The following is a 12,670-nucleotide window of genomic DNA, read 5'->3' on the forward strand; positions in this document are numbered from 1 at the left end:
TTTTAATGAATAACTTAATTATATTTGAAACCTTTCGTGACACCAAATAATTTAAAGTTAATCATTGAATACATGGCAACCTATAATTATTAAAAATTTTTAGCAGTTACACAGCGATTTCATTATGGTTGCATTAGAAAAGCCTGTGACAAAAAAGTTGTCACAGGCATACTTAACTTGAAGTCAATCGATGACTGAATTAAATTGTTGATGTACATCGCGCTTTTTTATACTTTATATGCATTGCAATGAAAAACGTTAAATTCCATCTCATTCCTTTAAAGAATATCAATATGACATTAAAGTTTGTTTGTAATACTTTTAGCAATATTAGTGTAAGCCATATCTTCCATTGGTGGATTATGTAATCCAGCACGTATATCTCTATAGTACCGTTGAAGAGGTCTGCTCATTTCTAGACTCTTAGCTCCAACTATTCTCATAGCTAAATCAACGATTTCTATACCTTGGTTCATTACCACCACTTTACTTGCTGAGGTTTCATTCCATATTTGTGCATCCTCTGTATATGATTGATACCCTCTAGCTGTACTCCATAGAAAATGTCTTGCAGAAAGTAATAAACTTTCCATTTTCCCTAAATTTTGTTGCACTGTAGGTAAACTATCAATCGTACCTGTAATACTATTAGGACGATAATTTTTTGCAAAATCTACTGCATAGTCACGAGCTGCTTGTGCAATACCTAGATAACAGCTCGGTATATGAAGAAGCCAACCATTAGGTCTTGATTCACGTTTTGATTCTACAAAATTTTCATTAGGAACATAAACATCATCAAGAATTAAATCATGGCTCTCAGTCGCTCTCATACCAACCATATCCCAGTTGTCAGCAATACTTACACCTTTAGTTGACTGAGGAATTAAAAAGAATCCCATTGATTTAGTTTCTTCAACATACGCACCAACAATATAATGTGTCAACGCCTTACTCATAGATGTAAAGGTTTTAACACCGTTTATAACATAACCATTTTCAGCTTTAACAGCATGTGTAGATGGGCGACCACCTCTAGTAGGACTACCAGTTTCCGCTTCACTGACTGCTCTATTGATCAGTGCACCATGAACAACTTCTTTAGCAAAGGAATCTAACATTGATAGTGACCACATATGTTGCTCGTACAATTGACCAATTACACTTAAATGCCACCCTATAGATAAAGCAGTTGCTCCATCAATAGTACCCAAATAACTTTGTAAAATCACCATATCTTCAATAGTAGCACCTTCACCCCCATACTCTACAGGCAAAGTTAGTTTAGTATATCCTTCCTTTATCAGCCACTCAATATTTTCATATGGAAATCTAGATTGAATATCATTTTCAGCTGCGCGTGCTTTGAATTCACTTTCAATCTTTTTAAATTTACGAATCCACTTTTTTTGAATGTCAGTGTGAATTAAAAAAGACTCCATCACATTTACGCCCCCTATGACTCGTTTTATTTTAAATTTAATTATTCATAGTTTAACACTCGACTTTATTTTTTCAAAATTTACTAATTGTACTTCATACGCATTTCCCTCTGATATTGAAAAGTTAACAATTAATATATACATAACTTAATCTATGAATGTATCTAGATAGTCAATTTTATTTCTTTTATAAATTTTAAATATAAAAAGCATCGCCACATTCATAATGTAGACAGATGCTTTTTAGTAGAATTTTGATTTTCAAATACGTTTAAACTTTATAGAGTAATGCTAAAATTTCGGACATAAAACTCATTGAATTAAAAATCTGATCTAAAACAGTTGCGACTATAAATTTAAAAATAATCACAATGTATCAATTAAGGTTAACTCAATTTTTAAATTTTAATATTTTCATTTTTTATGCATTATTTATACAGATTGATTTTTAATTCCTGCAAACAACATAATCCATGTAGCAAAAATAAATGGCCATGTTAAAGTTGGTAAACCTAATGGTGCGAGCAATGTGCTCAAACCTAAATGTATGAATGCAGTGAGTACTATTCCTAAAATCATTGCGAGATAACTATGGATTGCTGTCTCAAAAGTGACACCTAGCGCAATCGCAGATAAAACTACATTATAGCCAAATATGCCTTCATTTATACTACTATAGTCTCCACCCAGTAATATAATTATTAGGAACCCAATAATGTTTGCAATTATAGAAACAATTCCAGCTTTTTTAGAACCTATAAAAATCCCTATTAGAATTAATAAACCACCTATTATGCTGGGCATTAAAAATATTTGTCCAAATCCATCTAAAACTGATTGAAAAAAATGAACACGGGTGTGGTCATTATTTAAAGATACCTTTTCTATATGCTCCGGAATAATATCAATCTGAGTATGTAACGTTTTAAGTTGATTAGGTATTAATAAAGTAATCCACGTCATAATAACATACGGACTAGTTAGAAACGCTATTTTATGTGGTTTCAATACTTCTCTAACCGCTGCTCCAATCGGTAGCGTTAAAATAGTGGCTACGAATGTGATTAATATACCGCTCCAATTGCAATCCAAAAATAAAGTAAGTGCAATTGCGGTTAATACAGGGTTAAATCCGGCTAATCCACTTTCGATTTCTTCTTTTGTGTAATTCATATATGGTGCCAATATCCAAGTCATTACACTTGCAATCATTGCACTGATTCCTACTTTCCAATTCACTGCGAACAGTCCAATTAAAATGAATAACCCAGTATATGGATTATTAATTAAAACCACTTGAGAGATACTACTTAAAATTACTTTTATCAATTTCAATTTTATAGCCTCCTTTTATTCACTACATTAATTATTTAATAAAGACAATTTTCAAATTACCATTAAATATTCCTCATATCAATTACATTTTACTAAAATAATATTTATGTACGCTGGATATTTTTCATATTTATTCAACTTTATACACTTAATTTTAAAAAAACATTGTTAATTAGATAAAATTATCAAAGTATTATACTTGTATACTTCATTAAATAGTTTTAATATAAAATTCGCAAGACAAATTAATATGAAAGAAGGGATAGTTTTGCACTTTACACAACGTGAACAAGACAAATTGATGATAGTTGTAGCTGCTGAGGTTGCACGTCGTAGAAAAGCAAGAGGACTTAAACTTAATCATCCTGAAGCACTTGCTTTAATCAGTGATGAATTATTAGAAGGCGCGCGTGATGGTAAAACGGTAGCTGAACTCATGAGCTATGGAAAAACAATTTTAAACGAGGAAGATGTCATGGATGGCGTAGCTAACATGATTACAGAACTTGAAATTGAAGCAACTTTTCCAGATGGTACTAAGTTAATAACAGTCCATCACCCAATCGTTTAAGGAGGCTATATCAATGATTCCTGGTGAAATTATTGTTAAAAATACTGAAATAGAAGTCAATAAACATCATCCCGAAACGGTGATTGAAGTAAAAAATACAGGCGATAGACCTATACAAGTAGGTTCACATTTCCACTTTTTCGAAGCAAATAAGGCATTAGAATTTGATCGTGAGAAAGCATATGGTAAACATTTGGATATTCCTGCAGGAGCTGCAGTGAGATTTGAACCTGGAGATGAAAAAAAAGTACAACTTGTCGAATATTCTGGACGACGTAAAATTTATGGATTCCGTGGTTTAGTCGATGGCGATATTGACGAAGAACGCGTATTCCGTCCAAATGATTCAAATCAAAACGCTGCCGTTAAAAACGATGCAGGCGAAGACAATGCGAATAAAAAAGGTGGTAAATAAGCATGAGTTTTAAAATGACACAATCTCAATACACAAGTCTTTATGGACCAACTGTAGGAGACTCTGTGAGATTAGGAGATACGAACTTGTTTGCACAAGTTGAAAAAGACTATGCAAATTATGGCGATGAAGCTACTTTCGGTGGAGGAAAATCAATTCGTGATGGTATGGCTCAAAATCCTAATGTGACAAGAGATGATAAAAATGTAGCCGATTTAGTTTTAACTAACGCATTAATTATTGATTATGACAAGATTGTTAAAGCAGATATCGGAATTAAAAATGGTTATATTTTTAAGATCGGTAAAGCTGGAAACCCAGATATAATGGATAATGTTGACATCATCATTGGTGCAACAACTGATATTATTGCTGCTGAAGGTAAAATTGTTACTGCCGGCGGTATCGATACACACGTGCACTTCATCAATCCTGAACAAGCTGAAGTTGCACTTGAGAGTGGTATTACAACGCATATCGGTGGAGGAACTGGTGCTTCTGAAGGTGCTAAAGCGACTACTGTAACACCAGGACCTTGGCATATTCATCGCATGTTAGAAGCAGCAGAAGAGATGCCTATTAATGTAGGTTTTACTGGTAAAGGTCAAGCTGTCAATCATACTGCACTTATTGAACAAATTCATGCAGGCGCTATAGGTCTTAAAGTACATGAAGATTGGGGAGCTACACCTTCAGCATTAAGTCATGCATTAGACGTTGCAGATGAGTTTGATGTTCAAGTCGCTTTACATGCAGATACATTAAATGAAGCTGGATTTATGGAAGATACAATGGCTGCTGTGAAAGATCGTGTATTGCATATGTATCATACTGAAGGAGCTGGTGGTGGTCATGCACCTGACTTAATCAAATCAGCTGCATATTCAAACATCTTACCTTCTTCTACAAACCCAACATTACCTTACACTCACAACACTGTAGATGAACATTTAGACATGGTTATGATTACTCACCATCTTAATGCTTCAATACCAGAAGACATTGCATTTGCAGATTCTCGTATACGTAAGGAAACTATAGCAGCAGAAGACGTATTACAAGATATGGGCGTATTTAGTATGGTAAGTTCAGATTCACAAGCAATGGGACGTGTCGGTGAAGTTGTAACACGTACTTGGCAAGTTGCACACCGTATGAAAGAACAACGCGGACCATTAGATGGTGACTTTGAATATCACGATAATAATCGTATTAAACGTTACATTGCAAAATATACAATCAATCCTGCCATTACACATGGTATTTCTGACTATGTTGGATCTGTAGAAGCGGGTAAACTTGCCGATTTAGTAATGTGGGAACCAGAATTCTTCGGTGCCAAACCCGATCTTGTTGTTAAAGGGGGCATGATTAACTCAGCAGTAAATGGTGATGCTAATGGCTCCATACCAACATCAGAGCCTTTGAAATATCGCAAAATGTATGGTCAATTTGGTGGTAACATTACACATACTGCTATGACTTTTGTTTCTAACACTGCATATGAAAACGGTATTTATCGTCAACTCAATCTAAAACGAATGGTTCGACCAGTTAGAAATATTAGAAATTTAACTAAGGCAGATATGAAAAATAATAATGCTACACCTAAAATAGATGTAGATCCACAAACATATGAGGTATTCGTTGATGGTAATAAAATCACAAGTGAAGCAGCAACAGAATTACCATTAACACAAAGATACTTCTTATTCTAGGAGGACATAAGTCATGATTATAGAAGAAATTCAGGGAAATATTGCTAATTTATCTCAAGATGAAAAGCAAAAACATGTCGAAAAAGTTTATCTTGAAAACTCAGATTTGGTTAAACGTATACAACGTGTTAAAACAGATCACGGTAATGAAATAGGGATACGTCTTAAACAACCTATTGACCTACAATATGGTGATATTTTATATCAAGACGATACAAACATGATTATTGTCGATGTTAATAGCGAAGACTTATTAGTTATTAAACCTAGAAATTTAAAGGAAATGGGAGACATTGCTCATCAACTAGGTAATCGCCATCTACCTGCCCAATTTACAGAAACTGAAATGCTTATTCAATATGACTATCTTGTTGAAGATTTATTAAAAGAGTTGGGTATCCCCTACTCACATGAAGACAGAAAGGTCAATCAAGCATTTCGACATATAGGACATTCGCATGATTGATCACCAACATTTAAGACTTTTTCAGTTCTGTGATTCTCAGTTTCCTACAGGTGCATTTAGTCATTCTTTTGGACTTGAAACATATATTCAACGAGAAACTGTATATGATACTGAGACATTTATTAAATGGTTACATTTGTTTATAAACGAACAATTAACTTATTCAGATGGGATAGCTATGAGAATTGTCTACCACGCATTAATTAACAATGACAAAGATAAAATTTTAGATATTAACCAAAAACTCTTCGTACAAAATCTACCTAAAGAAACGCGTATTGGCGCTAAGCAAATGGGTACACGCATGGTAAAATTAGCTTTAGATCTTTATGATAGTGAATGGATTCAATGGTATTATAATCAAATGAAAAACAATAAAATTAAGCTTCATCCTGCTGTGTGCTTTACTATGCTAGGACATTTTTTAGGTGTAGATGTGGAATCCATCATTGATTATTATTTATATCAAAATATCTCTAGCCTTACCCAAAATGCAGTAAGAGCGATTCCTTTAGGACAAACAGCTGGACAGCAAGTCGTAACTGAAATGATAGCCCATATTGAGAAGACACGAAATCACATACTAGAATTGGACGAAATCGATTTTGGTATGACTGCTCCCGGCTTGGAACTTAATCAAATGGAACATGAAAATGTTCATGTTCGAATCTTTATTTCATAGGAGGCATATGAGATGTCAAACCCAATTAAAATTGGTATCGGGGGGCCTGTTGGTGCAGGTAAAACCCAATTAATAGAAAAAGTGGTTAAACGCCTTGCGAAAAAAATGAGTATTGGCGTTATTACTAATGATATCTATACTAAAGAAGATGAAAAAATACTAGTTAATACAGGTGTTTTACCAGAAGATAGAATTATCGGTGTGGAAACTGGAGGTTGTCCTCATACAGCTATTCGTGAAGACGCCTCAATGAACTTCGCAGCCATAGATGAATTATTAGAACGTAATGATGATATTGAACTTATTTTTATTGAATCAGGTGGCGATAACTTAGCGGCTACTTTTAGTCCAGAACTCGTTGACTTTTCAATTTATATCATTGATGTTGCTCAGGGCGAAAAGATTCCACGTAAAGGTGGACAAGGTATGATTAAATCTGATTTCTTCATTATTAATAAAACTGACCTTGCACCATATGTGGGTGCTTCATTAGATCAAATGGCTAAAGATACTGAAGTATTTCGTGGAAATCATCCATTCGCTTTTACAAATTTAAAAACTGATGAAGGTTTAGAAAAAGTTATTGAGTGGATTGAGCACGACGTCTTACTGAAAGGGTTAACTTAATGGCTGAGCAACATTGGACCGGTCAATTAGATTTAACAGTTTTCAATAATGGTGAAAGTTCGAAAGCACGAAATATATTTTTTGAAAAGGCGCTCAAAGTATTACGACCTATATATTTAGAACAATCTCCTGTGCCAACTTTCTATATTGTCAATGTGGGTGGAGGTTATCTAGATGGAGATAGATACCGTGTCAATGTCAACTTAGAAGATAATGCACAAGTGACGCTTACTTCTCAAGGTGCAACTAAAATATATAAAACGCCTAATGACCATGTAGAACAGTATCAAACGTTTAATTTATCAAATCAATCGTATATGGAATTTGTAGCAGATCCTATTATTGCCTATGAAAACGCTAAATTTTTCCAACATAATACGTTTAATCTTAAAGAAGATAGTGCTATATTTTACACAGATATATTGACTCCCGGCTATTCATCTAATGGCCAAGATTTCACGTATAATTATATGCATCTTATTAATGAAATTTACATTGACAATCAATTAGTTGTTTTCGATAACATGATGTTAAGTCCTGATAAAAGCCGACTTGACGGTATTGGGTATATGGAAAATTATACACACTTAGGATCAGCTTATTTTATTCATCCAGATGTAAACCAAAGTTTCATAGACGATATTTACGTGGCAGTTGCTGATTTTCAAAAACAATACGACTGTAGAATAGGTATCTCACAATTACCTACTCATGGATTGGCCGTTCGTATTTTGACTAAAAGAACTCAAATAATAGAAGAAATTTTGACTCGTGTTCAATCATATATCAATCAAACGATTTATCATCGACAAATTAACTTCTTAAGAAAATATTAATTTTTTCAAATAAAAAGACTAGGTACTCACTTTAAAGTGGGATACCTAGTCTTTTTTAGAAATCTTCATCTTAAAAACACACATGAAACGCCAGTGTCTTAGTATTATTTGATATAGTTTTCTAATTCTAAAATCAATTTTTCTATTTTTTCTCGTTGTTCATCTGATACAAATACAATTACTGTTCTTTCATCATGCACGCTTCTCTTTTTAGATAGTAAATTTAAATCTTTTAATTTTTGTAATGCTTTAGTTAAATAATACGGTTTAAACTCTGAACATGTAGCAATTTCTTTTGAAGATATTTCGTTAGATTCACTTTTCAAAATGTGATTAAGAATATAAATTTCTTCATAATTTAAATTATATTGCTTTTTAGTATCTCTAAAAAATTTTTTTACTTGAAATGTCGCATTAACCAAATCATTGATGTCTTTAATTTTTCCCATTATAAAACCACTCCTCTGATGCACATCTTGTTGTAGCAAGGTTCACATGTATTTTATCTAACCGAAAATTTCTCCGCCCATGTTACAAGGTACATTTTAAACAAATAAGTATAAGAATTCAATATTTTTATAACTACAAAATGCATTTATACATTTATTTCTTAACCAAAACATTTATAATAGTGAAATTGATGTAATTAAAAATATTAATCCTAATAATATATCACTAATTAAGTCATCGTATTTTTTAAAATTTTAATATAACATATCTGTTTAATTGGGATTGATTCGTATACATCAAAAGAGCAGTCAATTATTTTACATAAGGAATTTTAAAGGTATCAAATCTTTTACAATTCAAAATTTTAAGTTCATTGTAAATATCACATAATAAACTAGTATATTTATTGAATTTGTTGTTTTATATAATCAACAAAAGCTTGTACATCTTCTGTCTTAATTTCACGCATTGGAACTGTTCCAATATTGAACTCAAATATAATATCTGAACCATCACAATGAATTTGATTAATTTCATCATAACGTATATTACGATAATAAAATTGTCCATTCATATCAACATTCATAATTAACCGTTCATTTGTAGCTATGAAGGCACCTTCAAATTTAGTCTGACCCTGCACGTTATACTCAATCATACCTAATACAGAAGGCCCTTTTTTCTCGGTAGGAAATAAATCATCAGGATTCACATTGTCTAAAATCATTCTTTCAGCTCCTTTTGTTTAATATAAATTTTATTTTACACATGCTGTATTCCCTGTTCTAATTTATTGTAACATTCCTCGATTTCTGACTGAATCACATTAACTTTTTCTTTTCTAAGTGTTAATACAATATAGCGTTCATCATCTCTACTCCGACTTTTAATGAGATAACCTTTTGACTGTAAGGTCTTAATAATAGGTCCCATTGCAATGATTCCCTTTAAAGCATGTACTTTTATGCTTTTAAATGTAGTCTTGTTATCACTAATGATAAGTAACCCAAGAAGGTATAATTCTTCTAATGTTAAATGTTGAGAGGTGCAAGATTGTTCAATCACTCTAAATTGACTATGGCACTTTAAATAATACGATAATAAAGTTGAATGATTAATTTCGTTTATTAATGTAGATTTCACCTCTAAGAAGTGTTCTAATTCTTCAATTAATTGAGTTATTTTACTACATTGATTTTGAGTTAATGTAATAACTAGTCTACGTTGGTCGTATGGATGTCGTTTTTTTGAAATCCAATTAAATTCATATAGATGTGTAATACTTTTTAACAATTGGTTTTTTTGATAATTTTTGTAAAAGATGATCATATTTAAACTTAAATCTTCTTTATGATTTTCAGTGAAATGTAATATAAATATTAATAATTTAAGCTGTTCAATTGTCAACTGGTGGCCATATTTCAAATATTCTATTGTGACGTGATCTAATACAAAATGGGCTAAGAATCGTTTAATCTTCTGTTGTTGCATTTGATGATAATCCTTTCTTAGTCAACAACCTTGCACGACTACGAACAAAGAAATGTTAAATGAGCAATACTCATTTTAGGAAGATCAACTATTGCTTGTTGGCTTTCTTTACTCTTCAACTTTGCTAACCAATATTGATGTGGGTATGATATATGACTATCTAGCTCATTATTCTCATTCATTAAAAGTGGCATCATTTCTATATATTCATATTCTGCATGGTTGAGTGATTGAATATCTGAAAAAATTAATTGTTGATGGTTTACATTTTCCTTAATCGTATTTTTTAAAAAGATAGCAATGGCCTGATATTCATACTTATATTTAGTCATAATGATTGCATCATCTTTATAGACGATTGTACCCCTTAATTGGTTAAACATTCTTATTACATAAGACAAGATATGATGCGGTTTTAAATTTGAATGATATGTGTATGTGGTAGCGTAATCAAAGGACGGTTGTATTAAAACTCCCCTTACTAAACCACACATTTTAATTAATGTATGAATATGTTGAAGCCATGGATATTCTACAACCTCACTTTTTAAATCGGTCAAATAGCTGGTTTCCAAAATGACTTTTTCAAATGACATCTCTTTAATATATAAATGTAATTGATCAATAGGAATGAAAATTTGAGTCACTTGTTTTTCTAAATTTTGATAATTAACATTTCCAATTTTCTCATTTTTAATACGATAATTTAATTTATAATATTCAAAATAAGAGCTAATCATCTTTTTTAACTGCACCACTTGTTTTAACATCATGTCCTCTACTATAAATTCAATCTCAAGTTGATTAAATTCCCTAAGCATAATGAATAACATTTGAAATGTTAACTTCAGAGCCATTTTTTCCTTTGATGTAAAAGTATCATGTCGATCGGTAATGATTTTAAATGTTGGAATTAAATTCAAACCGGAACAAAAACGTAAAATTTTCAACATCTCATAACGACATAACTCTTTGTTTTCAATCATAGAAGTGTAGTTAAGTTCTATTACATAACGCATTGATTTTTGACTTAAACTTAAATTACGCTTTATATGAACTATCTGTTCCTGATCAAGAATAGTACTTCGGTTATCTTCAATATAAATATCATAAGAACGATATTTTTTTCCTTTATCTGACATCTCAATATATTTTTTACTTATTATTTTTGAATCTAAATCTCGTAATTCGTGAATGTTCATAAGAAAATGTCTATCTAAATCAATTTCTTCAGCAGTATTTTTGAAGATAGACGTCGCTATATAATCTCTTCTAATCAATTTAGGTGTATAACCATATGTATTTTTGAATAATTGTATAAATCGAGAATAATGATGAAAACCATGATCTATAGCTATTTCTTCGATAGGTTTATGGGTTGTCAAAATATCTATAAGACAAAATTTTAATCTAAGTTGATTTAAATATTGATTAAATGTTTGAAATGGCGTTTGTTTAAACATTGATGTAAGTGCTTGATTTGATAGGTTAACAGCTTCAGCTAGTTCATGTTTGTTGATTTTACTGTCATGATGATCCACTAAATATTGATGTATATCTTCAGATAAATAAAAATCTTTATTTACATCAAGTTTTGGTTTCTTTAGATAACTCAATTCAATAAGTAAAAATTGTATCAACCTTTGTATCTCGGACACATCATTATAAGATAAACAATGGAGCTCTAATATTTTTAATATCCAATATTTTATTCTATCTCTACTACTTTCATCAATCTTTGTACCACTTATTAAAAATTGAGTATCCTTCTGACTAAGATATCGATGTATAGGTATATCGATAATACAACACATGGTCTCTGTATTACTTAACAGTGAATACGTATCATTCATTACAACAAATGCTATATCATCTTTCTCTAATATATGTTTCTGAACATTGATAGTGACTTCACATTTTCCTTTCAAACAATAAAATACCTTTACACTCAGTGCCTTTTCTGTATTAATGGCTAAATTATTAAAAACACGTATCGAATAATTTTCTCTCATATGTCTTCCTCACGATGTCCTAGTGTGTATTTTAAATTAAACTTCTCCCCGATTGCTAAACTAAATATAACTAGACAACATCTATTTTTCAGTGTCTATTATACAACTCTCAAAAAATTAGTAGTAACAAATTAGATTTTAATTATATCAATTTTCTTTTCTATTTATATAGCTTTTTCAAAATATTGCTCAATCATATCATCAAATCAACGTAAAATATCAAAAATTCAAATACTGTTTATTCACATTGCTATGTTAATTATTATCAAAAAGAATTTTCAGTAATTTTACATTCATGTAACAGTGTTTGTGTTGCTCAAAATAAAATACTTTAAAAAAGCTGAGCGTATCATTTCTATTCATATTACATAAATTAATTGGGTTAAATGAGATTGTGTAACAATATTAGCAAAAAATTACAAATCAATAACAATGCACACAAACATCAATTTTTCTGTTAGAGTATGGCTTGTCGTTAAACAAGAACGAATAAAAATTTATTTTGTAACTCATTGATCACATGATTATTAATTATAAAAAACTAGTTTAATTTTTAGGAGGATATTTAACAATGAAAAAAATCGCTACAGCTACAATTGCAACTGCAGGAATCGCTACTTTCGCA

Annotated in this window: 13 protein-coding genes; 7 read left to right on the forward strand and 6 right to left on the reverse strand. The window is 31.2% G+C overall.

Annotated elements, in window-relative coordinates:
* Positions 1-299 precede the first annotated feature (299 nt).
* Complete coding sequence (locus AC1Q7N_RS08065; RefSeq protein WP_002438492.1) at positions 300-1,442, reverse strand: acyl-CoA dehydrogenase family protein; 1,143 nt, start codon at positions 1,440-1,442, stop codon at positions 300-302.
* A 432-nt stretch (positions 1,443-1,874) separates the two neighbouring features.
* On the reverse strand, positions 1,875-2,777 hold the full coding sequence (yut, locus tag AC1Q7N_RS08070) for an urea transporter (RefSeq protein ID WP_002494676.1): 903 nt from the start codon (positions 2,775-2,777) through the stop codon (positions 1,875-1,877).
* Between the two features lie 268 nt (positions 2,778-3,045).
* Here yut and AC1Q7N_RS08075 point away from each other — a divergent pair, with 268 nt between their 5' ends.
* The 7 genes from AC1Q7N_RS08075 to AC1Q7N_RS08105 are packed head-to-tail and all read left to right on the forward strand — an operon-like array spanning position 3,046 to position 8,092.
* Entirely contained in the window at positions 3,046-3,348 is a 303-nt protein-coding gene (locus tag AC1Q7N_RS08075) for an urease subunit gamma (RefSeq protein ID WP_001832402.1), read from the forward strand.
* Positions 3,349-3,361: 13 nt separating this feature from the next.
* Complete coding sequence (locus tag AC1Q7N_RS08080; protein ID WP_001832383.1) at positions 3,362-3,763, forward strand: urease subunit beta; 402 nt, start codon at positions 3,362-3,364, stop codon at positions 3,761-3,763.
* A 2-nt stretch (positions 3,764-3,765) separates the two neighbouring features.
* A complete protein-coding gene (gene ureC, locus AC1Q7N_RS08085) occupies positions 3,766-5,481 on the forward strand; it encodes an urease subunit alpha (RefSeq protein ID WP_001832399.1) in 1,716 nt (571 codons plus the stop codon).
* A 13-nt stretch (positions 5,482-5,494) separates the two neighbouring features.
* Positions 5,495-5,947: an urease accessory protein UreE gene (gene ureE, locus AC1Q7N_RS08090; RefSeq protein ID WP_001832382.1), complete on the forward strand. Its 453-nt coding sequence runs from the start codon at positions 5,495-5,497 to the stop codon at positions 5,945-5,947.
* Positions 5,940-6,629, forward strand: coding sequence for an urease accessory protein UreF (locus AC1Q7N_RS08095; protein ID WP_002456972.1), 690 nt, complete (start codon positions 5,940-5,942; stop codon positions 6,627-6,629). The genes ureE and AC1Q7N_RS08095 overlap by 8 nt, the downstream gene beginning before the upstream one ends.
* 12 nt (positions 6,630-6,641) lie before the next feature.
* Positions 6,642-7,256, forward strand: coding sequence for an urease accessory protein UreG (ureG, locus tag AC1Q7N_RS08100; protein ID WP_001832410.1), 615 nt, complete (start codon positions 6,642-6,644; stop codon positions 7,254-7,256).
* Positions 7,256-8,092 carry an urease accessory protein UreD gene (locus tag AC1Q7N_RS08105; protein ID WP_001832418.1) on the forward strand — a complete coding sequence of 279 codons (837 nt, stop codon included), beginning with the start codon at positions 7,256-7,258 and terminating at the stop codon, positions 8,090-8,092. The genes ureG and AC1Q7N_RS08105 overlap by 1 nt, the downstream gene beginning before the upstream one ends.
* Before the next feature lie 104 nt (positions 8,093-8,196).
* Here AC1Q7N_RS08105 and AC1Q7N_RS08110 read toward each other — a convergent pair whose 3' ends face one another.
* The 4 genes from AC1Q7N_RS08110 to AC1Q7N_RS08125 form a co-directional block, all read right to left on the reverse strand.
* A complete protein-coding gene (locus tag AC1Q7N_RS08110) occupies positions 8,197-8,541 on the reverse strand; it encodes a SarA family transcriptional regulator (RefSeq protein ID WP_001832412.1) in 345 nt (114 codons plus the stop codon).
* Positions 8,542-8,945: 404 nt separating this feature from the next.
* On the reverse strand, positions 8,946-9,269 hold the full coding sequence (locus AC1Q7N_RS08115) for a PH domain-containing protein (protein ID WP_001832425.1): 324 nt from the start codon (positions 9,267-9,269) through the stop codon (positions 8,946-8,948).
* 35 nt (positions 9,270-9,304) lie between these two features.
* The gene (locus AC1Q7N_RS08120) at positions 9,305-10,033 is read right to left on the reverse strand and encodes a transcriptional regulator, SarA/Rot family (RefSeq protein ID WP_002438479.1); all 729 of its coding nucleotides are present in this window, start codon (positions 10,031-10,033) and stop codon (positions 9,305-9,307) included.
* Positions 10,034-10,071: 38 nt separating this feature from the next.
* Complete coding sequence (locus AC1Q7N_RS08125) at positions 10,072-12,045, reverse strand: AraC family transcriptional regulator (RefSeq protein WP_002438477.1); 1,974 nt, start codon at positions 12,043-12,045, stop codon at positions 10,072-10,074.
* Positions 12,046-12,670: the final 625 nt, after the last annotated feature.

The sequence above is a fragment of the Staphylococcus sp. GW823-FHT05F06 genome, from assembly GCF_058795495.1.